Here is a 22038-nt window from a genome sequence, read left to right as displayed (position 1 = left end):
GGACAAAGTTCCCGCCCTCTTTATTTATTATCATTTTTTATGAATGGCTATCTTTCTTAGAATTACACAAGAGCGATGCAAAAAATAGGACTCTAATATAAAAAATTTTCTATTTTTTCGTTTCGATTACGAATTGAAATAGTGGAGGGAACAATTTTTAAAATAGTTTATCTAAATAATTGACAGATTCAAGGTCTAATGTTACAATTATATTACAAAAAGATTTCTTAATATTTCAAAAATGTTACAAAGGAGTAGAAAAATGAAAAAGAAAACCTATATCAAATTGATGGCAGCGACTGTATTGGCTTCTACCTTGCTACTGGGAGCTTGTGGAAATAAAAACGAAACCGCTCAAACCAGTAGCTCTGCCAAGACAAGTCAATCATCAAGTTCCAAAGCAGCTTCTTCTAGCAAAGAAAGCAAGACTCAAAAATCTTCAAGCTCAGCTTCATCTGAAAAGGCTCAGGCATCTTCTGGTCAGTCTTCTACAACAGCAGATCAGTCACAAGCGAAACCAGCGCCTGAATCAAGACAAGAACAAGCAGCTCCTAGTCAACAAGCTCCAGCTCAGGCTCCATCAACTCAGCAAGGTTCTCAAGCCCAGTCTAACCAGTCAGGCTATGATCCAACAACTGACCGCAAACTTCAAGACAAGCAAGCAGAACACAACAAACGCTACAAGGGTGTTTTAACCATGGTCGATGGTGATTTCTCAGCAGCTGCAGGCAACTGGAAGGGAGCGAATGGCGAAACTATTACGGTTTCATCAGGGGGCCAATTTACAGTAGAAACTGCAGAAGGAAAGAAAGAAAACTACTCTATTAGAGGCTACTCTTACACCCTTGATGATGGCAAGTATAATGCTAAAATCGGAGGAGGAAAAATCATCCAAATTACAACAGGTGCGGATGGTAAAGTTTCAAGCGTTGCCTTGATTCAATAATAAAATTTTGTGTTTTAACTCTTACTAGAAATCGTTCTGTAAAAGAGTGAATCAACTGTTTTTCACTTAGTTTCTCCAAGAGAAAGTGGTATAATAAAAAAATCAAAGGAAAACGAGTGATAATACATGGCGGATAAATTAATCTTACCTCAAAACACACGATTGATGGGAGTATTTCTTGGGTTTGTAGGTGGTTCTTTGGATGTGTTTTGCCATATTCAATACCATAGTTTGGTAGCGACACAGACAGGGAATATTCTCCTACTTATATCTGATTGGCGCTACTCAAATGTTATCAATACGATGTTGCGATTCTGCTCCATTATTTTCTTTTCTCTAGGATTTCTGTTTGCATTGCACATGAAAGAATACCGCAAAACGGCCTACTGGCGGGTTAAGATGTTGCTCCCCTTATTTATCGGGACCCTTATCTTGCCTTTCTTTTCACGATTTCCTCTATTAGAAGTTCCTTTCATTGCTTTTGGAACAGGAATGATGATGCTAACATTTACGGGTAGTTTGATTGAAGATCATCCCTATGTCATTTTTATGACATCTGGAAATTACCGAAAGATGTTGACCGCTTTGTATCGCATTGCTAGAAGAGAAGGAAATATCCAAGAATACCGTCGTCAAGCCTTAAATTATGGGATTGTTGTGGGAAGTTTCATAGTGGGGGCAATCAGCTTGGCTGTATTGATGCATTTTCTTCATGAATGGTCTGTTTGGATTATCAGCCTCAATTTGTTTTTGATTATGTCCTACTATATAGCTAGAGTGAAGCAATTAGATTTACAAGATGAAAACATATAAAAAACGGCAAAACTCAAAAATGAGTCTTGCCGTTTTTGTAAGTTGTAGATGTGAGACTATGCTTTGTCTAATTGCAAGAGGGCTTCAATTTCTGCCAGAGTGCTAGCTTGTGAAATGGCTCCACGAAGTTTGGCTGCACCAGATGTTCCCCGAAGGTAGTGAGGAGCGAGTCCACGGAATTCACGAACTGCAATGTTTTCCCCTTTGAGGTTAATCAAGCGTTTCAAGTGTTCGTAAGCAATTTTCATCTTGTCTTCGAAGGTCAAATCAGGGAGGATTTCTCCAGTTTCAAAATAGTGATTGATCTGGTTGAAGAGGTAGGGATTTCCCATAGCTGCGCGACCAATCATAACAGCGTCAGCCCCGACTTCTTCGATACGCTGTTTGGCTTCTTGGACTGTACGGATGTCACCGTTGGCGATAAATGGAATCTTTGTCAGGGCTTGGGCTACATCGTGCAAGGTCTCAAGGTCCGCATGACCAGTATACATTTGTTCTCGGGTACGACCATGCATAGCGAGGGCAGAGACACCAGCAGCCTCAGCTGCGAGGGCATTCTCCACGGCTAGGGATGGATCAGACCAGCCTGTACGCATTTTGACGGTGAGGGGGATATCAAGGACAGATTGAACCTTGTTGATGATAGAGTAGATCTTGTCTGGATCCTTGAGCCACATAGCACCAGCTTCGTTCTTCACGATTTTGTTAACTGGGCAGCCCATGTTGATATCGACGATATCGGTCTTGGTGTTTTCTTGGATGAATTCTGCTGCGCGTGCGAGGCTGTCTTCATCGCTACCAAAAAGTTGGATAGAAACAGGGTTTTCGCCTTCATCGATATGAAGCATGTGCAGGGTTTTTTCATTGTTGTATTGGATTCCCTTGTCAGAGACCATTTCCATGACAACGAGTCCAGCTCCGAGCTCTTTTGCGATGGTACGAAAGGCTGAGTTGGTGACACCAGCCATGGGTGCTAAAACGGTACGATTGGGAATCTCAACATTGCCAATCATAAAGGATGTATTAAGATTTGTCACGAATGAGTTCCTCCAGGTCGTTTTCATCAAAGTTATAAGTTGTTTGGCAGAATTGACAAGTGATCTCTGCCCCATGGTCTTCCTCTTTCATTTCCTGTAAGTCTGAGTTCGGAAGGCTGGCAAGAGCGTTCATAAAGCGATCTTTGCTGCAGTCGCATTGAAAACGGATTTCTTCTTCAGATAGGCGTTTGTAGGATTCGTCGCCGTAGATAGCTTTGAGGAGTGATTCGATATGGTCGTCGCTTTCCAGAAGTGTCGAAATAGCTGGCATTTCTTGGATGCGTTTTTCAAAACGGGCAATCTCTTCTTCCTTGGCTCCTGGCAAGACTTGGAGAAGAAAACCACCGGCAACCTTGACCTTGTCGTCTTTGTCTAAAAGAACATTGAGGCCGACGGCTGAAGGAGTTTGTTGGCTTTCTGTCAGGTAATAGGCCAAGTCTTCACCGATCTCCCCAGAGATGAGAGGAGTCATGGAGTTGTAGGGATTTCCAGTACCATAGTCTGTGATAACGAGAAATTGACCATTTCCGACAAAAGGTCCAACAAGGACTTCACCAGTTGCAGTCTTTTTGATGTCAACACCTGGATTTTGCACATAGCCTTTGACGTTGCCCTTGGTATCTGCGACAGTGATAATCGCGCCTAGTGAGCTGGTCCCAAGAACTTTAACAGTTAGCTTGGTATTTCCTTTTTCATTGGCTGCGAGAATTTGGCTAGCGATAAGGGTACGACCAAGTGCGACAGTTGAACTGGCTTGAGTTTGATGTTTTTCTTGAGCAGTGCGGACGGTTTCCGTGCTATCAAGGACAAAAGCACGAAAAGCTCCGCTTTCTGATATTGTTTTAATAATTTTATCCATAGCTACTATTTTAGCATAAAAATGCCCAAAGGTGGAGCCGTGTGTTTGTTGTTATTCTTTAAACTGTTTAATTTCTGATGACTGGTATAGGAGATTTATAGAAATGGAAATCTTTGCCTGCATCTGCTGTTAACATTTTAATTTATCTTAAAATAACCTAAAACGAACTTTTAAGTTATGGTAAACAGTTGAAAAAAAGGTTGATAAAGTGGTAAAATGTTAGGAAGATAAGTTACTAATAGTGCGTATTTGTAGTCGATAGAAATGATATATTAATGGATAGCTTATGAAAAAACAACGAAACCTACATGTATTTTTAGGCCGGACGGCCCTATATTTTGTAATCTTACTTGGCTTGCTTTATTTTTTTAGTTACCTTGGGCAGGGACAAGGTGGCTTTATTTATAATGAGTTCTAGTTTAAAGGAGAAAAAGAACTGTGTCTAATAAACCGATAAAAGATATGATTGAAACGATTGAGCACTTTGCTCAAACACAGCCAACATATCCTGTCTACAATGTTTTAGGTCAAGAGCATACTTATGGCGATCTGAAGGCTGATTCAGATAGTTTAGCTGCAGCTATCGATCGACTTGACTTGCCTGAGAAATCTCCAGTCGTCGTTTTTGGTGGTCAGGAATATGAGATGTTGGCTACCTTTGTAGCGCTGACTAAGTCGGGTCATGCCTACATTCCAATTGACAGCCATTCAGCTTTGGAACGAGTTTCTGCTATCGTAGAAGTTGCAGAGCCAAGTTTGATTATTGCCATCTCAGATTTTCCATTGGAGCAAGTCTCTACGCCAATGATGACTTTAGCTCAGGTTCATGAAGCCTTTGCTCAAGGGGCTAGCTATGAGATTACACATCCAGTCAAAGGAGATGATAATTACTACATCATCTTTACTTCTGGTACGACCGGTAAGCCTAAGGGGGTGCAGATTTCCCATGACAATCTCCTCAGCTTTACCAACTGGATGATTACAGATAAGGAATTTGCGACGCCAAGTCGTCCACAAATGCTGGCTCAGCCCCCTTATTCTTTTGACCTATCTGTCATGTACTGGGCACCGACCTTGGCACTTGGTGGCACGCTTTTCGCTCTTCCTTCAGCCATTACTCAGGACTTCAAAAAACTCTTTGCGACGATCTTTTCCTTGCCAATCGCTATCTGGACCTCAACACCGTCCTTTGCAGATATGGCCATGTTATCAGAAGACTTTAACAGTGAGAAAATGCCAGGAATCACGCATTTCTACTTTGATGGTGAAGAATTGACGGTCAAAACAGCTCAAAAACTGCGCGAGCGATTCCCTGATGCTCGTATTATCAATGCCTACGGTCCAACAGAAGCGACAGTAGCTTTGTCAGCAGTTGCCGTCACTAATGAGATGTTGGCGACTCTCAAACGCCTGCCAATCGGCTATACCAAGGCTGATTCTCCAACCTTTATCATTGATGAGGAAGGGAAGAAACTGCCAAATGGTGAACAGGGAGAAATCATCGTTTCTGGGCCAGCTGTTTCAAAAGGTTATATGAATAATCCTGAAAAAACGGCAGAAGCTTTCTTTGAATTCGAAGGTCTTCCAGCCTACCACACAGGGGATGTAGGAACCATGACAGATGAGGGCTTGCTTCTCTATGGTGGACGCATGGATTTCCAGATTAAGTTTAATGGTTATCGCATTGAACTTGAAGATGTCTCTCAAAACCTCAACAAGTCTCGCTATATCGAGTCGGCTGTTGCTGTCCCACGTTATAACAAGGACCACAAGGTACAAAATCTACTGGCCTATGTCATCCTAAAGGACGGCGTTCGTGAACAGTTTGAACGTGATATCGATATTACCAAGGCTATCAAAGAAGACCTAGCAGATATCATGATGTCTTATATGATGCCGTCTAAGTTTCTCTATCGAGATAGTTTGCCGCTAACGCCTAATGGTAAAATTGATATCAAGGGCTTGATTAACGAGGTAAACAGTAGATGATGGAGCTTTATAAACAGCTACCTCATTTGGAACCTTATGGTGATCTTCAGTACTTTTTATACGTAATTGCTGCGACTTTACCTATCTTTATTGGTCTTTTTTTCAAGAAACGTTTTGCCTTGTACGAGGTGCTCGTTAGTCTCTTCTTTATCGTCACCATGTTGGTAGGTGGAAAGACGAATCAAATAAGCGCACTTATCCTTTATGTTATCTGGCAAGTACTTCTTGTATCTTTCTACAAAAGGTACAGGAAACAATGGGATAGTAAATGGATATTTTACCTAGTTAGTTTTCTATCCCTATTGCCTATCGTCTTTGTGAAAGTATCTCCTGCTATTCATGGACCTCAATCTTTGTTTGGATTTTTAGGGATTTCTTACTTAACCTTTCGTGCTGTTGGGGTTATCGTTGAGTTAAGAGACGGTGTCATTAAGGATTTAACGATTTGGCAATTCTTACGTTTTCTTCTCTTTATGCCGACTTTCTCGAGTGGTCCCATTGATCGTTTTAAACGCTTCAATGAAAATTATGAGACCATTCCTGAACGGGATGAGTTGATGGACATGCTAGAAGAGGCTGTCAAGTATATCATGCTTGGCTTCCTTTACAAGTTTATCTTGGCCCATGTTTTGGGAGAGATATTACTGCCTCCGCTGAAAAATTTGGCCTTACAGACAGGCGGTTTCTTTAATCATTATGCTCTGGCGGTGATGTATACTTTTGGTCTAGACTTGTTCTTTGACTTTGCGGGCTACTCTATGTTTGCCTTAGCCATCTCCAATTTGATGGGGATTCATAGTCCCATCAACTTTAACAAGCCTTTTTTGTCAAGGGATTTAAAGGAGTTTTGGAATCGTTGGCACATGAGTCTGTCTTTCTGGTTCCGTGACTTTGTCTTTATGCGGATGGTCATGGTGTTGACTAGAAAGAAGGTCTTTAAAAATCGCAATGTCACTTCAAGTGTAGCCTACATTCTCAATATGCTGATTATGGGATTTTGGCATGGTGTGACCTGGTACTACATCGCCTATGGACTTTTCCATGGGATTGGGCTAGTCATCAATGATGCATGGGTTCGTAAGAAAAAAGCGCTCAATAAAGAACGGAAAAAAGCTGGAAAGGGTTCCTTACCTGAGAATCGCTGGATTCAGTTGCTTGGCATGGTTGTCACCTTCCATGTCGTGATGGTTTCATTCTTAATCTTTTCTGGATTTTTGAATGATTTATGGTTTAAAAAATAAAAGGATATAAAAAATGGATATCAAATCAGAAGTTATTGAAATTATTGATGAGTTGTTTATGGAAGATGTTTCTGACATGATGGATGAAGATCTTTTTGATGCCGGTGTCTTGGATAGCATGGGAACGGTTGAATTGATTGTTGAGATTGAAAACCGTTTTGACATTCGTGTTCCAGTGACGGAGTTCGGTCGTGATGACTGGAATACGGCTAATAAAATCGTAGAAGGTATTACGGAGTTGCAGAATGCTTAAACGCTTGTGGCTGATCTTTGGGCCTATCTTCATTGCTGGATTTTTGGTTCTTCTACTCATCTTTTTTTATCCAAGTACAACAAGCCATAATCTGACGGAGGAGAAATACTCCGCGGCTTCTATTAGTACAGAGAGCTTTAAGGAGAGAAGTCAAAAAGTGAGGGCTCTTACGGATCCAAATATGCGTTTTATTCCTTTTCTAGGGTCCAGTGAATGGATTCGATTTGATAGTGTCCATCCAGCTGTTTTAGCAGAAAAATACCATCGTCCCTATCGTCCTTACTTTTTAGGTCAAGCAGGAGCAGCCTCTCTAAATCAATATTTTGGTCTACAGCAAATTTTGCCAGAAATAGAGAATAAGCAGGCGGTATTTGTGATTTCGCCTCAGTGGTTTACGGAGACAGATTATGAACCCGCAGCGTTTCAGAGATTTTTTAACAGTGACCAATTGACAGCTTTTTTGGGAAATCAATCTGGTGACATTGCTGCAAAGCATGCGGCTATTCGATTGTTAAAGCAGAATCCTAATGTTGCATTAAAAGGCATTGTTCAAAAACTGTCAAAGGGTGAAGAATTATCAGAGGTTGATCAAGTTGCTATTGATATTTTTGCGCGATTCAATGAAAAGCAATCCGCTCTCTTTGGACAATTCTCCATTCGAGGAAAACTCAAGTACAAGGAACACGTGGAGAACTATTTAAAAGATCTTCCAGATCAATTTTCTTATGATGAGTTAGAAAAAATTGTTCGTAAGGACGCAGAGGCAAATACGACCAATAACGATATGGGGATGGAAAATCATTTCTATACGAGAGAGGTTAAAAAGGATTTAAAAAAATGGGAAGGGTATCAAAAAAATTACAACTTCCTCAAGTCCTCTGAATACAATGATTTGCAGCTGGTCCTCAATCAATTTGCTAAGTCGAATGTCAATGTGCTCTTTGTCATTCAGCCGGTTAATAAGAAGTGGATGGAGTACACAGGGCTCAGCGAAGAGATGTACCAGCATGCAGTGGAGAAAATTCGTTACCAATTAGAAAGTCAGGGTTTTACTAATATTGCAGATTTTTCAAAAAATGGAGGGGATCCATATTTTGTTAAGGATACCATTCATCTAGGATGGTTGGGTTGGCTGGCTTTTGATAAGGTTGTCAATCCTTTCTTGACGGATCCGAAACCAGCTCCAGACTACAAGATGAATGACCGCTTCTTTAGCAAGGACTGGGCGACCTATGATGGGAAGATCAAAGATTTCCAATAAAATGAGCTAAAAGTTTGGGATTTGAACCCAAACTTTTTTGTTTAAATGGCGAATGTTTTAGATGAAAATAAGTCAAAGGTTTCAAATTTTCTAGAAATATCGTATAATATAAAGGAAAAAAGAAAAGAAAAGGATTTCAAAATGAATAGACGTTCTTTGTTACCTGTCTTGTCGACAGCTCTATTAGCCCCAGCCTTTTTAGCTGGACAAGTCTACGCTGAGGAAGCAACAACTCCTGCAGAAAGTTCGGCTGTTGTAGCAACTCCCGCCACGTCGGCGACTCCAGCTCCTGTTGAGAGCCCTGCGGTACCGGAAACTTCAGCAACTTCAGAAGCGGTTGCACCTGCAGAAGCTCCGTCAGCTCCTGCTGAATCTACTAAAAGCGAAGAAAAGGACACCGTTATCTTACACACCAATGATGTCCATGGTCGTATCGTAGAGGAAAAAGGAGTAATTGGAGATGCCAAGTTAGCGACTGTCATCGAGCAGGAACGTGCGAAATCAAATCAAACGACTCTCGTCGTAGATGCGGGAGACGCCTTCCAAGGTTTGCCGATTTCCAACTCTACGAAGGGTGAAGCGCGTGCTGAAATTCTCAATCAGATGCAGTATGATGCCATGGCAGTAGGAAACCATGAGTTTGACTTTGGCCTTGATGAAGTTAAAAAATACAAGGAAATTCTGAAATTCCCATTACTTAGTTCAAATACCTACGTCAATGGTGCTCGTCTCTTTGAAGCTTCTACAATCGTTGATAAAGATAAGACTGTGGAAGGTGATGAGTTTGTTGTAATCGGCGTGACAACACCTGAAACAGCTACCAAAACTCACCCTAAAAATGTCAAAGGGGTAACCTTTACAGATCCAATCTCCGAGGTGAATAAGGTTATAGAAGAAGTCCAAGCCAAGGCTCGTGCAGAAGGTAAGGACTACAAACACTATGTTGTGCTGGCTCACTTGGGCGTGGATACCACAACCCCAGTAGAATGGCGTGGTTCAACTTTGGCAGAAGCCTTGTCTAAAAATCCTCGTTTGAAAGGGAAACGCGTAACAGTAATCGACGGTCACTCTCATACAGTAGAATCAACGACTTATGGAGACAATGTTACCTATAACCAGACAGGAAGCTACCTTCATAATGTAGGGAAAATCACCTACAAATCACGTCAGCTTTTGGGAAATCCAACTCAGATTGCGGCTGCTGATGCTAAAAAATTACCAGCCAATCCAACAGTTGAAAAACTAGTCAAAGACATTAAACAAAAATACGATGCTGAAAATGCTGTTGAAGTCGTTTCAAACAGCCCTGTAGAACTCAACGGAGATCGTGAAAATGTTCGGGTTCGTGAAACCAACCTCGGAGACGTCGTAGCGGACTCCCTCTATCAGTATGGTCAAACAGGATTTAGCCATCCTACTGACATCGCTGTGACAAATGGTGGTGGCTTGCGTGAAACTATTGCAAAAGGCAAACCGATCACGAAAGGAAATGTCATTGCCGTTCTTCCATTTGGAAATACCATCTCACAAATCCAAGTGACTGGGCAACAAGTATTGGATATGTTTGAAAAATCACTCGGATCTATCTTGCAGGTCGATAAGGATGGCAAGAAGGTCTTGGATGAGAACGGACAACCATTGCTAGAACCAAGTGGTGGCTTCTTGCAAGTTTCGGGTGTGAAGGTCTACTATGATACCAACCTACCATCAGGAAAACGTGTCTTGGCCATCCAGGTCAAAAACCGTGCGACTGGTCGTTATGATCTTCTGGACCTCGCAAAAACTTACTACCTTGCAACTAATGATTTCTTAGCTGCAGGTGGTGATGGCTACACGATGTTAGGTGGTGCGCGAGAAGAAGGTCCTTCTATGGATGCTGCCTTTGAAGAGTATCTGAAAACCGCTGATTTGACCCAGTATGAAAAGATCAATCCGAACTCACGGACGATTTCTGTGGATTCTAAAAACTTTAGTCTACCAGTAGAAACGCCTCAAACGAATGCAGCTGCTAGCGATGCGACTACAAATGTACCACTTACTTATGAGGTGGCAGGTCAATTTAGCAAGAAGGCAGTTGTCTCAGAAAAAGTTCTCCCAAATACAGGAAGTGAACAATCCATCTTCTTGCTCTTGATGGGAATGGTAGCTGGTTTGGCAGGTATCTTATCGAGCCGAAAACCAAAGCTAAAATAGGTTAAATTTCACATCTAGAAGAGTCTAGGGAAACGTTTTTACGCCTTTTTCCCTTGACTCTTTTTTGGTTTATGATATAATTAACCAGTAAAGAATCGGTGGCTATCTATGCTTTTTACAAAAAAGATAGCTAGGGAAGGAGTAACACATGAGACAGCTTGCACAGGAAATCGATAACTTTTTAAACGAGGTGATCTTGAGATCTGAGAACCAGCATGAAATTCTGATCGGGCATTGCACGAGTGACGTTGCCTTGACCAATACTCAGGAACACATCCTCATGCTCTTATCAGAAGAATCCCTAACCAACTCGGAGTTGGCCCGTCGCCTCAATGTCAGTCAGGCGGCAGTGACCAAGGCTATCAAGTCTTTGGTAAAAGAGGGGATGTTAGAGACATCCAGAGATCCAAAGGATGCGCGCGTGATTTTTTATCAGTTGACTGATTTGGCTCGACCAGTAGCGGCGGAACACCACCACCACCATGAGCACACGCTCTCAGCCTATGAACAAGTAGCAAATCAGTTTACTCCAAATGAACAAGAAGTCATCCAGCGGTTTTTAACTGCTTTAGTAGGAGAAATCAAATAATGCGGTATATTACAGTAGAGGACTTGTCTTTCTATTATGACAAGGAACCTGTCCTCGAGCACATCAACTACAGTGTTGATAGTGGGGAGTTTGTCACCCTGACTGGTGAAAATGGAGCTGCTAAGACAACGCTTATCAAGGCGAGTCTAGGCATCTTGCAGCCAAGATTTGGCAAGGTAACCATCTCAAAGACAAATACTCATGGGAAAAAGCTTAGGCTAGCTTATCTTCCCCAGCAGATAGCCAGTTTTAATGCTGGCTTTCCAAGTACGGTTTATGAATTTGTCAAGTCGGGTCGCTATCCGCGAAAGGGCTGGTTCCGTCGCTTGAATGCTCACGATGAGGAGCATATCAAGGCCAGTCTAGACTCAGTTGGTATGTGGGAACACCGTGACAAACGAATTGGTTCCCTTTCGGGAGGGCAAAAGCAACGAGCAGTGATTGCCCGGATGTTTGCTTCTGACCCAGATATCTTTGTCTTGGATGAGCCGACGACGGGGATGGATGCTGGAAGCAAAAATGAATTTTACGAACTCATGCACCATAGTGCTCACCATCATGGCAAGGCTGTTTTGATGATTACCCATGACCCTGAGGAGGTCAAGGACTATGCGGATCGCAATATTCATCTAGTTCGTAACCAAGACTCGCCATGGCGTTGTTTCAACGTTCACGAAAGCGACCAGGAGGTGGAACATGCTTAGTTTGTTATCCTATGACTTTATGCAGCGTGCCTTCTTGGCTGTCATTGCCATGAGTCTCTTTTCTCCAGTTCTTGGGACTTTCCTTATCTTACGTCGTCAGAGTTTGATGAGTGATACCCTCAGTCACGTTTCTCTATCAGGAGTAGCCTTTGGTCTGGTTTTGGGAATTTCTCCAACCATTTCAACCATTGCTATTGTCTTAATCGCTGCAGTCTTTCTAGAATATCTCCGGACAGTCTATAAGAACTTTATGGAAATTGGAACTGCCATCCTCATGTCAACAGGACTTGCAGTGTCTCTTATCGTCATGAGTAAGGGTAAAAGTTCTAGTTCTATGAGTTTGGACCAATATCTCTTTGGTTCGATTGTGACCATTAGCCAGGAGCAGGTGATTTTCCTCTTTTCCATTGCTGCGGTCGTTTTACTCTTGACTTTCTTATTCTTGCGACCAATGTATATCCTGACCTTTGATGAGGACACGGCCTTTGTGGATGGCTTGCCCGTTCGTACTATGTCCATCCTCTTTAACATGGTGACAGGGGTGGCCATTGCCCTTATGATTCCAGCAGCAGGAGCTCTTTTGGTGTCGACTATTATGGTCTTGCCAGCTAGTATTGCCCTTCGTTTGGGGAAAAACTTTAAATCTGTTATGTTGCTAGCCAGTGCTATTGGCTTTTTGGGAATGGTGGCAGGACTTTATATTTCCTACTATGCAGAAACCCCTGCTAGCGCTAGTATCACCATTATCTTTGTAGCTGTCTTTTTGTTAGTCAGTCTACTGAAACGTTTTATCAAATAGGAGAATCAAATGAAAAAAATTAGCTTACTACTGGCTAGTCTATGTGCCCTGTTTTTAGTGGCTTGTTCCAATCAAAAACAGGCAGATGGGAAGCTAAATATCGTGACAACCTTTTACCCTGTCTACGAATTTACCAAACAAGTCGCAGGAGATACTGCTAATGTAGAACTTCTAATCGGTGCTGGTACAGAACCCCATGAGTATGAACCGTCTGCCAAGGCAGTTGCCAAAATCCAAGACGCAGATACCTTTGTCTATGAAAATGAAAATATGGAAACTTGGGTTCCTAAATTGCTAGATACTTTGGATAAGAAAAAAGTGAAAACCATCAAGGCGACAGGTGATATGCTCCTCTTGCCAGGTGGTGAAGAAGAAGAGGAAGGGCATGATCATGGTGGTGAAGGTCACCATCACGACTACGATCCCCACGTTTGGCTTTCACCAGCACGCGCCATTAAACTAGTAGAACATATCCGTGACAGCTTGTCAGCAGATTATCCTGATAAAAAAGAGACTTTTGAGAAGAATGCGGCTGCCTATATCGAAAAATTGCAAGTCTTGGATAAGGCCTACACAGATGGTCTCTCTCAAGCCAAACAAAAGAGCTTTGTGACCCAGCACGCTGCCTTTAACTACCTTGCCTTGGACTACGGTCTCAAGCAAGTATCCATCTCAGGTCTCTCACCAGATGCAGAGCCATCAGCAGCACGTTTGGCAGAATTGACAGAGTATATCAAGAAAAACAAGATTTCTTATATCTACTTTGAAGAAAATGCCTCACAAGCCCTAGCTAATACACTCTCAAAAGAAACAGGTGTCAAACTAGACGTGCTCAATCCGCTAGAAAGTCTGACAGAAGAAGCAACCAAGGCTGGTGAGGACTATATCTCCGTGATGGAGAAAAACCTCAAGGCTTTGAAACAGACAACGGACCAAGAAGGACCAGAAATCGAGCCAGAGAAGGAAGAAAATACCAAGACAGTTCACAATGGTTACTTTGAGGATGCAGATGTCAAAGACCGTACCTTGAGTGACTATGTAGGCAACTGGCAGTCAGTTTATCCTTTCCTTGAGGATGGAACCTTTGATCAAGTCTTTGACTACAAGGCTAAGTTGACTGGTAAGATGACCAAGGAGGAGTATAAGTCCTACTATAGAAAAGGCTATCAGACAGATGTGACCAAAATCAACATCACGGATAACACTATGGAATTTGTTCAAGGTGGCCAAAGCAAGAAATTCACCTATAAGTATGTCGGCAAGAAAATCTTGACTTATAAGAAAGGCAATCGTGGCGTGCGCTTCCTCTTTGAAGCGACAGATGCGGATGCTGGACAGTTCAAGTATGTTCAGTTTAGTGACCACAATATCGCCCCAGTTAAAGCAGAACATTTCCATATCTTCTTTGGAGGTACCAGCCAAGAAGCCCTCTTTGAAGAGATGGATAACTGGCCAACCTACTACCCAGATAACCTATCTGGTCAAGAAATCGCCCAAGAAATGTTGGCGCATTGATGCAAGAGAGAATCCCGCAAATCTGCGGGATTTTTTGCTAGAAACGATTATCTGAGTAGGCTATGGGCGTTATAGTATCACAGATGTACTGTTCACAATGTGATAAAGAAGTCATTATCTATTGGCTGATTCTCACTAGCTGAAGAATGTAAAAGCTACGATTGTACAAATTATAGAATCTTTTCAGGGGATTTAGGAAGGGATCTTAGTCATCTTGACGTTGCTATCGCTTTTTGTTATAGTCAAGGAGAGAGCAGTCTGGAACAATAGTTTATTCACAGTCTGTGGATAAGTCTAGGGGGAAATGATATATAATCCAGGGCGATGAAGCATCCTAAGAATAGTTCCGTATATTAGTGACTTGCTAGAGAGCTATCAGAACCCTAGTACAGAGCTATTTGACAAAGGTCTGTTTAGGGTGAAAGCTTCCAAGTCTAAGAGCTGGATTCTGGAGAAACTAGTTTTTAGGAATATTTTCTTATCCACAATCTGTGGATAACTTTGTGAACAAGAGAAAGAGATGTGAGATGATGACGAAAATAAAACCGCATGGACCATTACCAAGTCAGGCCCAGCTAGCTTATTTAGAGGATGAACTAGCTGCCTTTATCCATTTTGGCCCCAATACCTTTTATGACCAAGAATGGGGAAGTGGGCAAGAGGATCCCAAGTGTTTTAACCCGACCAAGTTAGATGCGTGTGAATGGGTTCGGGTACTCAAAGAAACAGGTTTTAAAAAGCTGATTTTGGTGGTGAAGCACCACGATGGTTTTGTCCTCTATCCGTCAGCTTACACAGATTATTCGGTCAAGGCTAGCCCTTGGAGGGATGGAAAGGGGGACTTGCTCCTTGAGGTTTCCCAAGCTGCGACTGAGTTTGACATGGACATGGGAGTGTATTTGTCTCCTTGGGATGCTCACAGTCCCCTCTATCACGTAGACCGAGAAGCGGACTACAATGCCTATTATCTGGCTCAATTGAAGGAAATTTTGTCAAACCCTGCCTATGGGAATGCCGGTAAGTTCTCTGAGGTGTGGATGGATGGTGCTCGAGGCGAAGGGGCCCAGAAAGTCAACTATGAGTTTAAGACCTGGTTTGAAATCATTCGTGACTTGCAGGGCGATTGTTTGATTTTCTCAACTGAGGGAACTAGTATTCGCTGGATTGGAAATGAACGAGGTTATGCAGGGGATCCCTTGTGGCAAAAAGTCAAACCAGACCAGTTAGGAACAGAGACGGAATTAGATTATCTACAGCACGGAGACCCCTCGGGTACGTTGTTTTCAATCGGTGAGGCAGATGTTTCCCTTCGGCCGGGTTGGTTTTACCATGAGGATCAGGATCCCAAGTCTCTTGAGGAATTGGTCGAAATCTACTTTCACTCAGTGGGGCGGGGAACCCCTCTCTTGCTCAATATTCCGCCAAACCAAGAAGGACTCTTTGACGAAAAGGATATCCGGCGACTGTATGAATTTGCTGCCTACCGTGACACACTCTATAGGGAAGATTTAGCTCTGGGAGCCAAGGTATCTGGCCCTGCTCTATCACCAGACTTTGCTTGTCATCATCTGACAGATGGACTGGAGGCTAGTTCTTGGGCAAGTGATGCAGAGTTGCCAATCCAATTAGAGCTCGATTTAGGATCACCTAAAACTTTTGATGTGATTGAGTTAAGAGAAGATTTGAAGTTGGGGCAACGCATCGCTGCTTTTCATGTTCAGGTAGAGTTGAATGGTGTCTGGCAGGAGTTTGGATCTGGTTATACTGTTGGCTACAAACGTCTCTTACGAGGATCAGTCGTTGAGGCGCAGAAGATACGTGTGACCATTACAGAGGCACAGGCTTTGCCTTTGTTAACCAAGATTTCACTCTATAAAACACCCACCTTGTCGAAAAAAGAAGCTGTTCAGCAACTAGAGTTCTCAGAAAAAAGTCTAGCTGTGACCAAGGGAGAAAATGTCCGCTTTACAGTGAAGCGAAGAGAATCTAGCAGTCCTTTAGAAGCTAAGATTTCGATTCAACCAGGGACGGGTGTGCATGGTGTCGCTTATCGGGACGAGATTCAAGTCCTTGCTTTTCAAGTTGGCGAGACTGAAAAAAAGCTAACGCTACCAACCTTGTATTTTGCAGGAGATAAAACCTTGGACTTTTATCTGAATCTGACGGTAGAGGGGCAGCTGGTTGACCAGCTTCAGGTCCAAGTTTCATAAAAGAAGAACCTTTGCGCGATGCAAAGGTTCTTTTGGTTAGGAGTGATTTGGTAGCCAGCTGAGGGTGAAGGTCAGTTGCTCAGCTTTCAAGAGGTCTTGGTGTTGGATGCTAGATACTGGGGTCTGGTCCAATCGGCATTCTTTGACAAAGTTGAAATGGCTGTGGTTTTGCTCAGCATGGATATCCAGCCATTCATTTTCCTTAGCCAGGTAGATACGGAGATGGTTAAAGAGAGGAATTCCGAGATCGTAACTTGATTTGCCCGGACAGGTCGGGTAGAATCCAAGAGCTGACCAGATGTACCAAGCAGAGAGACTACCATTGTCCTCATCGCCAGGATAAGCTTCCCAGCTTGGGTGAAAGGCTTTTTGACGCAAGGTCTTGATGAGTAGAGCAGTGTAGTCAGGGTAGTCACTGTAGCGGAAGAGATAAGGGATGTGGAAGCTCGGTTGGTTGGAAATGGCGATTTGCCCAAAAGGAGCGGTAGCCATCTCGCTCATCTCGTGAATCTCGTAACCATAGCCGGTGGTTTCAAAGAGGGGAGCACCCTGACAGGCTTTCAAAAGATAGTGGCTGAAGGCTTCTTTTCCGCCCATAAGCTGGATTAAGCCTGGGATGTCGTGGAGAACGCCTAAAGTCGCTTGAATGGCAGAGCATTCAGCGTAGTCTCGTCCCCAACTATACAGAGAGAAGTCAGGGCGGAAGTTTCCTTGACTATCTCGCGCACGCATGTAGCCCATCGCAGTGTCAAATAGATTGCGGTAATTTTGTGACGAAGTTCTATAAGTTTCCGCGATGTCATTCTGACCAAGCTTTTCGGCACAGCTGGCGATACAAAAATCGCTATAGGCGTAGTCAAGGGTGTGACTGACACTTTCGTGGTGGTCGGTAGAGAGATAACCTAATTCTTGGTATTGGGCTAGTCCGTGACGACCATTGATGCCGAGAGGGTCGGACTTAGTGGCTGTCTCCAGCATGGCTTGGAGGAGTTCTTCTTCCAAGTCGGGAGCCATATTCTTGCAGGCGCTATCTGCGATAATACCATCTAAAAGGGTACCAGGCATCATGCCCCGTTCATCTGGAGCTAGCCATTTTGGAAGGAAACCAGTATCGCGGTAGCTATTGAGAAAGCCTTCTAAAAAGCGACGATAATGTTCCGGTATGACAAGCGCAAAGAGGGGGAAGGTGGTGCGGAAGGTATCCCAGAAACCATTGTTGCTAAAGAGGACACCGGGCTTGACAGTACCAGTAGCCAGATCCATGTGGATGGCTTGCCCTGATTTATCAACCTCATAAAAAGTCTGCGGGAAGAGGAAGAGTCTGTAAAGGCAGTGGTCAAAGAAGGTTCGGTCAGCCTCTCCTGTCTCGATAACGTCAAAACGGTGGAGAAGATTTTCCCAGTCTGCTTGGGCACTAGCTTTACAGCTGTCAAAATCTTCTTGAGGTAGATTAAGCAGAGCTTGAGAAGGCGATATGAAAGAAGTTGCTAGTTGGATCTCAGCATGACTGCTTGCTAAGTCAATTCGCCAGTCTCCACTTTCTTGGCTGACAGCAAGAATATCCGTATTCATTTGTAGAGCAGTAAACAGTATCAGAGGATTTTTGGTAGTCTCAGTTTTGCCTTCTTGTCGTAGGGAAAGAGTTCGCTTATCTACTTGCTTGACTGTCAGTTCATCTGCTGCGTGAAGATAGAGGGAGAGGGCTTTGCCTTGCTTTTGATCCAAACGAATAGAAGCGCCGTAGCAAGTCGGTGTCAGTTGGCTTGCAATCTGATAGCGAAGGGAGAAAATCTTCAGATAATGAGGTTGGAAAGAGGCCTTATCCATATCATAGGAGGATTGACGGTGAAAGAGGCTGTCTCCAACTAGCTGGCCTGTGACAGGTGTCAGAAGGAGCCAAGAGTAGTCCCCGATCCAAGGGCTGGGCTGGTGGGTTAAGCGAATCCCCTGAAAGATGGGCAGATGCGGATCGAAAAACCAAGCCCCCTCCTGGTCACTGGTCTGAGGCACAAAGTAATTCATCCCAAAAGGCACGCCCGTGTAGGGCAAGGTATTTCCCCGAGAGAAGGCATGCTTACTAGCAGTGCCAAAGCGGGTATCGATGGTCTCAAGTAGTAGTTTCATGGCTATCTCTTTGTAAACGTTTTATATAGTATAACATGAAATGAACAAAAAAGCTTCAGATCAATATAAATTTCTTAAAGCTTGATCATCTATGATATGAATGGTACGACGAACTTTTCGAATATAGTGATGTTCTTCAAAAATCTTAAATTTTCGCGAAATAGTTTCGGGCCTCGTTCCAAGGTAACTAGCAAGTTCCTTTTCTGAAATTGGCAAAGTGAAGGTGAGTTTAGGATTGTTACTTTTTTCGGTAAGATGAATAAGATAGCAAGCTAGGCGTTGTTCTATTTTTTCAAGGGCCAATAAGGTGACTTGTTCTTCCGTCTGGATTGCTTTTCTGGCATTAAGACGTAGAAGTTGCCAACTAAAATGTGGAAAGCTCTGGAGAAGGTATTGAAAATCCTTTTTATGAATGACACAGATTTCTGTAGAGACCAAGGCTTCCCCGTAGAGATCCTGATTATTCTCTCCAAAGAGATAGTTTTCTCCTTCGTAATTTCCTTTTCCAACGATACGGATACATTGTTCGATTCCATCATTAGTCAGACGATAGACCTTAAATTGTCCTCTATTAACAATGATTAAAGTTTCTTCGTCAAAGGGTGAGAAAATCAACTCGCCCTTTTTAAATTTCTTATGGTGAAACAGACTATGAATGCCCTGAAGTTCATCATATGATAGTGTGCTAAAAAGAGGGACTGTATAAAAGCATGGTTGGGACATAGGAACTCCTAATTTTGAATAAATTTATAGAAACTTGACGAATATCAATTTTTTTATCATTTAGATGCAGTAAAATAAAAAACACAATATATAGCGTACGTGTATTTAAAAAACACAATATATTGTACCAAAAAAGGAGGAGTCATGCAAAAAATTAGATTTTATTATATTAGTTTAAGTGGGAATACAAGTTCTTTTGTACAACGGGTCAGTCAATATATAAAGACGACGCATCATAGAGAAGTTGAGTCTTTGAATATAAAAGATTTAAAGGGGAAAGCGATTACGGTAGATGGTCCCTTTGTCAGTTTTTTACCAACTTATCTAGAGGGGGGAAATGGAATTGATACTGGATTCCAAGAAATTCTAACGGGAAACCTTCGAAAATTTTTGGAGTATCAAGGAAATTTTCGTTATTGCTTAGGAATTATAGGAAGTGGTAATCGAAATTTCAATAAGCAATTCTGTCTAACGGCTTTTCAATATGCAGAGCAGTTTGGCTTTCCTGTTATAGATGTTTTTGAATTACGTGGGACAGATGAAGATGTAGAGAGGATCTCCAAACATATTTTAGCTAGTTTTGAGAAAGTGGAGGAAAAAATAGATGTCAGCTACTAAGAATTATTTTGTTTTGAACAATATGGTGAACATTCCAATTGATGGTGAAATTCCTCTTTACTATGATAGAGAGGCCTTAACAGACTATTTAAAGAATGAAATTGAACCTCATACGATGCATTTTTCAAGTTTGAAAGAACGTCTCCAGTATTTAATTCGAGAGAATTATGTGGATGAAGAGGTTGTGAGCTTGTATCGTGGGGAGTCTGGTGAGATTGATAGTAATTTTTTAGAGGATTTATATCAAAAGATCAAGGAACATGGTTTTGCCTTTAAGAGTTTTATGGGAGCTTATAAATTTTATAATCAATATGCACTAAAGACTGATGATTCCAAGACCTATTTGGAATCGTTCGAGGATCGGGTGTTCCTTAATGCCCTCTATCTAGGAAATGGCGATCAGAACTTAGCGACAAAAATTGCAGAGGAAATGATCACCCAACGGTACCAACCAGCGACCCCCACATTCTTAAATGCAGGGAAAAAACGGCGTGGTGAGATGGTTTCTTGTTTTCTAATAGATCTCGATGACTCTATGTTATCTATCGGACGTGGGGTCAACTCTGCTTTGCAACTTTCTAGACTTGGTGGTGGGGTTGGAGTGAATTTATCGAACCTACGTGCGAGTGGTTCTCCTATAAAAGGAATTGAACATGCTTCTTCGGGAGTGCTTCCTGTAATGAAACTACTAGAAGACTCTTTTAGCTATAGCAATCAACTAGGACAGAGAAATGGGGCAGGGGTCGTTTACTTAAACGTTTTTCATCAGGATATTCTTGCCTTTTTATCGACAAAGAAGGAAAATGCAGATGAAAAAATTCGTGTTAAAACCCTCTCCCTGGGGTTGGTCGTTCCGGATAAGTATTACGAGCTGATTAAAACAAATCAACCCATGTATCTGTTTAATCCTTATCATGTTGAAAAAGTCTATGGGAAACCTTTTTCGTACGTAGATATCACGGCTGAATACGACCGATTGGTTGCAAATCCAGCTATTGAAAAGACAGTTATTCAAGCGAGAGAATTGGAACAGGAAATTTCCCGCTTGCAACAAGAGTCTGGCTATCCTTATATTTTAAATATCGATGTCGCTAATCGTGCGAATCCCGTCAAGGGGAAAATCATTATGAGTAATCTTTGTTCGGAGATTTTGCAACCACAGACTCCATCCGTATTGAATGATGATTTGTCCTATCATGAGGTGGGAACGGATATTAGTTGTAACCTTGGATCAACTAATATTGTTAATTTACTAAAATCTGAAGATTTCGCTGCCTCTGTTGATGCAATGGTTCGTGCCTTAACGACTGTTACGGATCTAGAGTCTGTTGAAGAGGTGCCTACAGTAAATAAGGGAAATCGTCTCTACCATACGATAGGACTCGGAGCGATGGGTTTACACACAGCTTTTGCTTTGCACCAAATCAAGTATGGTTCAAAAGAATCTCTAGAATTTACAGAAGCTTACTTCTTGGCATTGAATTATTATTCTTTAGTATCCAGCAATAGAATCGCAAGAGAGCGGCATGAGACATTTTATGAATTTGCGGATTCACGCTATGCCGATGGAAGTTACTTTTCACCATATGTAGAGCAGGATTTTGTATTTAGATTTCCTAAGATAGCAGCCATTTTTAAGGATATTCCTATTCCAACGAAAGAAGATTGGAAGGTACTAAGGGAGAAGGTCATGAAAGATGGCCTCTACCATCGAAATCGTTTAGCAGTGGCGCCTAATGGTTCTATTTCTTATATCAACGAAACGAGTGCTTCTCTTCACCCGATTACTCAGCTGGTAGAAAATCGGCAGGAAAAGAAGGTGGGATCGATCTTTTATCCTGCTCCGTATCTGTCCAATGATACCTTACCATTTTATGAGACTGCTTATAACATGGATCAGCGTAAAATTATTGATGTATATGCAGTCGCACAAAAACATATTGATCAGGGAATGAGTTTGACTCTCTTTATGCGTTCTCAATTACCTGAAGGACTGTATGAATGGAAAACTAAGGGAAATACAATGCTAACGACACGTGACTTGAATCGCCTTCGGAATTACGCATGGCGAAAAGGGATAAAATCACTTTATTATGTCAGAACCTATACAGAGGATGACGAATTTAACAGTGTAAATAGCTGTGAATCTTGTATGATTTAAGGA

General features: G+C 42.3%; 19 protein-coding genes. 15 read left to right on the top strand and 4 right to left on the bottom strand.

What is annotated here, in order from left to right; genetic code table 11:
- Nucleotides 1-262: 262 nt before the first annotated feature.
- A complete protein-coding gene (locus HMPREF1125_RS11115) occupies nucleotides 263-946 on the top strand; it encodes a hypothetical protein (RefSeq protein WP_000730898.1) in 684 nt (227 codons plus the stop codon).
- A 126-nt stretch (nucleotides 947-1072) separates the two neighbouring features.
- A complete protein-coding gene (locus tag HMPREF1125_RS11110; protein ID WP_000764013.1) occupies nucleotides 1073-1759 on the top strand; it encodes a DUF1275 family protein in 687 nt (228 codons plus the stop codon).
- A gap of 56 nt (nucleotides 1760-1815) precedes the next feature.
- On the opposite strand, the gene dusB is transcribed toward HMPREF1125_RS11110, so the two are convergent.
- Both dusB and hslO read right to left on the bottom strand, forming a co-directional pair.
- Nucleotides 1816-2796: a tRNA dihydrouridine synthase DusB gene (gene dusB, locus HMPREF1125_RS11105; RefSeq protein ID WP_002883362.1), complete on the bottom strand. Its 981-nt coding sequence runs from the start codon at nucleotides 2794-2796 to the stop codon at nucleotides 1816-1818.
- Nucleotides 2783-3655, bottom strand: coding sequence for an Hsp33 family molecular chaperone HslO (hslO, locus tag HMPREF1125_RS11100; protein ID WP_000357864.1), 873 nt, complete (start codon nucleotides 3653-3655; stop codon nucleotides 2783-2785). The genes dusB and hslO overlap by 14 nt, the downstream gene beginning before the upstream one ends.
- A 286-nt stretch (nucleotides 3656-3941) precedes the next feature.
- Here hslO and HMPREF1125_RS0102525 point away from each other — a divergent pair, with 286 nt between their 5' ends.
- From HMPREF1125_RS0102525 to HMPREF1125_RS11050, 11 genes are all read left to right on the top strand, one after another.
- The gene (locus HMPREF1125_RS0102525) at nucleotides 3942-4073 is read left to right on the top strand and encodes a teichoic acid D-Ala incorporation-associated protein DltX (protein ID WP_007518064.1); all 132 of its coding nucleotides are present in this window, start codon (nucleotides 3942-3944) and stop codon (nucleotides 4071-4073) included.
- Nucleotides 4074-4093: 20 nt separating this feature from the next.
- The gene (gene dltA / locus HMPREF1125_RS11095; RefSeq protein WP_002883370.1) at nucleotides 4094-5644 is read left to right on the top strand and encodes a D-alanine--poly(phosphoribitol) ligase subunit DltA; all 1551 of its coding nucleotides are present in this window, start codon (nucleotides 4094-4096) and stop codon (nucleotides 5642-5644) included.
- Nucleotides 5641-6885: a D-alanyl-lipoteichoic acid biosynthesis protein DltB gene (gene dltB / locus HMPREF1125_RS11090; protein ID WP_000970390.1), complete on the top strand. Its 1245-nt coding sequence runs from the start codon at nucleotides 5641-5643 to the stop codon at nucleotides 6883-6885. Before dltA ends, dltB begins: the two co-directional genes overlap by 4 nt.
- Before the next feature lie 13 nt (nucleotides 6886-6898).
- On the top strand, nucleotides 6899-7138 hold the full coding sequence (gene dltC, locus HMPREF1125_RS11085; RefSeq protein WP_000351973.1) for a D-alanine--poly(phosphoribitol) ligase subunit DltC: 240 nt from the start codon (nucleotides 6899-6901) through the stop codon (nucleotides 7136-7138).
- Nucleotides 7131-8399 (top strand): D-alanyl-lipoteichoic acid biosynthesis protein DltD, encoded by a 1269-nt coding sequence (dltD, locus tag HMPREF1125_RS11080; RefSeq protein ID WP_000919840.1) that lies wholly within the window; start codon nucleotides 7131-7133, stop codon nucleotides 8397-8399. The genes dltC and dltD overlap by 8 nt, the downstream gene beginning before the upstream one ends.
- A 141-nt stretch (nucleotides 8400-8540) precedes the next feature.
- The gene (nt5e, locus tag HMPREF1125_RS11075) at nucleotides 8541-10592 is read left to right on the top strand and encodes a cell surface ecto-5'-nucleotidase Nt5e (protein WP_001082012.1); all 2052 of its coding nucleotides are present in this window, start codon (nucleotides 8541-8543) and stop codon (nucleotides 10590-10592) included.
- Nucleotides 10593-10740: 148 nt separating this feature from the next.
- Nucleotides 10741-11181 carry a zinc-dependent transcriptional regulator AdcR gene (adcR, locus tag HMPREF1125_RS11070; RefSeq protein WP_001249322.1) on the top strand — a complete coding sequence of 147 codons (441 nt, stop codon included), beginning with the start codon at nucleotides 10741-10743 and terminating at the stop codon, nucleotides 11179-11181.
- Nucleotides 11181-11885, top strand: a complete 705-nt coding sequence (locus HMPREF1125_RS11065; protein WP_001269486.1) for a metal ABC transporter ATP-binding protein — start codon at nucleotides 11181-11183, stop codon at nucleotides 11883-11885. Before adcR ends, HMPREF1125_RS11065 begins: the two co-directional genes overlap by 1 nt.
- Nucleotides 11878-12684: a metal ABC transporter permease gene (locus HMPREF1125_RS11060; protein WP_000950025.1), complete on the top strand. Its 807-nt coding sequence runs from the start codon at nucleotides 11878-11880 to the stop codon at nucleotides 12682-12684. The genes HMPREF1125_RS11065 and HMPREF1125_RS11060 overlap by 8 nt, the downstream gene beginning before the upstream one ends.
- Before the next feature lie 9 nt (nucleotides 12685-12693).
- Nucleotides 12694-14199 carry a zinc ABC transporter substrate-binding lipoprotein AdcA gene (adcA, locus tag HMPREF1125_RS11055; protein ID WP_000724047.1) on the top strand — a complete coding sequence of 502 codons (1506 nt, stop codon included), beginning with the start codon at nucleotides 12694-12696 and terminating at the stop codon, nucleotides 14197-14199.
- Between the two features lie 530 nt (nucleotides 14200-14729).
- Complete coding sequence (locus tag HMPREF1125_RS11050; protein WP_025172367.1) at nucleotides 14730-16409, top strand: alpha-L-fucosidase; 1680 nt, start codon at nucleotides 14730-14732, stop codon at nucleotides 16407-16409.
- A 36-nt stretch (nucleotides 16410-16445) separates the two neighbouring features.
- Here the strand turns inward: HMPREF1125_RS11050 and HMPREF1125_RS11045 are convergent, their stop codons facing one another.
- Nucleotides 16446-18533, bottom strand: coding sequence for a GH92 family glycosyl hydrolase (locus HMPREF1125_RS11045; protein ID WP_000771460.1), 2088 nt, complete (start codon nucleotides 18531-18533; stop codon nucleotides 16446-16448).
- Nucleotides 18534-18593: 60 nt separating this feature from the next.
- Nucleotides 18594-19256 (bottom strand): Crp/Fnr family transcriptional regulator, encoded by a 663-nt coding sequence (locus HMPREF1125_RS11040; protein ID WP_000081829.1) that lies wholly within the window; start codon nucleotides 19254-19256, stop codon nucleotides 18594-18596.
- Between the two features lie 144 nt (nucleotides 19257-19400).
- On the opposite strand from HMPREF1125_RS11040, the gene nrdI reads away from it, so the two are divergent.
- Both nrdI and nrdE read left to right on the top strand, forming a co-directional pair.
- A complete protein-coding gene (gene nrdI / locus HMPREF1125_RS11035; protein WP_001169622.1) occupies nucleotides 19401-19874 on the top strand; it encodes a class Ib ribonucleoside-diphosphate reductase assembly flavoprotein NrdI in 474 nt (157 codons plus the stop codon).
- Nucleotides 19861-22035 carry a class 1b ribonucleoside-diphosphate reductase subunit alpha gene (gene nrdE / locus HMPREF1125_RS11030; protein WP_001276943.1) on the top strand — a complete coding sequence of 725 codons (2175 nt, stop codon included), beginning with the start codon at nucleotides 19861-19863 and terminating at the stop codon, nucleotides 22033-22035. Before nrdI ends, nrdE begins: the two co-directional genes overlap by 14 nt.
- Nucleotides 22036-22038 lie beyond the last annotated feature (3 nt).

The organism is Streptococcus oralis SK304 (genome assembly GCF_000287715.1).
GTDB classification, from domain to species: Bacteria; Bacillota; Bacilli; order Lactobacillales; family Streptococcaceae; genus Streptococcus; species Streptococcus oralis_Y.
The sequence above is the reverse complement of the archived record's forward strand: the minus strand, read 5'-3'. Positions and strand labels throughout refer to the sequence as shown.

What these genes read in the sequence shown, in the direction of transcription:
- HMPREF1125_RS11115 (WP_000730898.1), top strand. Translation starts at nt 263, where the DNA reads ATGAAAAAGAAAACCTATATCAAATTGATGGCAGCGACTGTATTGGCT.
- HMPREF1125_RS11110 (WP_000764013.1), top strand. Translation starts at nt 1,073, where the DNA reads ATGGCGGATAAATTAATCTTACCTCAAAACACACGATTGATGGGAGTA.
- hslO (WP_000357864.1), bottom strand. Translation starts at nt 3,655, where the DNA reads ATGGATAAAATTATTAAAACAATATCAGAAAGCGGAGCTTTTCGTGCT.
- HMPREF1125_RS0102525 (WP_007518064.1), top strand. Translation starts at nt 3,942, where the DNA reads ATGAAAAAACAACGAAACCTACATGTATTTTTAGGCCGGACGGCCCTA.
- dltB (WP_000970390.1), top strand. Translation starts at nt 5,641, where the DNA reads ATGATGGAGCTTTATAAACAGCTACCTCATTTGGAACCTTATGGTGAT.
- dltC (WP_000351973.1), top strand. Translation starts at nt 6,899, where the DNA reads ATGGATATCAAATCAGAAGTTATTGAAATTATTGATGAGTTGTTTATG.
- dltD (WP_000919840.1), top strand. Translation starts at nt 7,131, where the DNA reads ATGCTTAAACGCTTGTGGCTGATCTTTGGGCCTATCTTCATTGCTGGA.
- nt5e (WP_001082012.1), top strand. Translation starts at nt 8,541, where the DNA reads ATGAATAGACGTTCTTTGTTACCTGTCTTGTCGACAGCTCTATTAGCC.
- adcR (WP_001249322.1), top strand. Translation starts at nt 10,741, where the DNA reads ATGAGACAGCTTGCACAGGAAATCGATAACTTTTTAAACGAGGTGATC.
- HMPREF1125_RS11065 (WP_001269486.1), top strand. Translation starts at nt 11,181, where the DNA reads ATGCGGTATATTACAGTAGAGGACTTGTCTTTCTATTATGACAAGGAA.
- HMPREF1125_RS11060 (WP_000950025.1), top strand. Translation starts at nt 11,878, where the DNA reads ATGCTTAGTTTGTTATCCTATGACTTTATGCAGCGTGCCTTCTTGGCT.
- adcA (WP_000724047.1), top strand. Translation starts at nt 12,694, where the DNA reads ATGAAAAAAATTAGCTTACTACTGGCTAGTCTATGTGCCCTGTTTTTA.
- HMPREF1125_RS11050 (WP_025172367.1), top strand. Translation starts at nt 14,730, where the DNA reads ATGACGAAAATAAAACCGCATGGACCATTACCAAGTCAGGCCCAGCTA.
- HMPREF1125_RS11045 (WP_000771460.1), bottom strand. Translation starts at nt 18,533, where the DNA reads ATGAAACTACTACTTGAGACCATCGATACCCGCTTTGGCACTGCTAGT.
- HMPREF1125_RS11040 (WP_000081829.1), bottom strand. Translation starts at nt 19,256, where the DNA reads ATGTCCCAACCATGCTTTTATACAGTCCCTCTTTTTAGCACACTATCA.
- nrdI (WP_001169622.1), top strand. Translation starts at nt 19,401, where the DNA reads ATGCAAAAAATTAGATTTTATTATATTAGTTTAAGTGGGAATACAAGT.
- nrdE (WP_001276943.1), top strand. Translation starts at nt 19,861, where the DNA reads ATGTCAGCTACTAAGAATTATTTTGTTTTGAACAATATGGTGAACATT.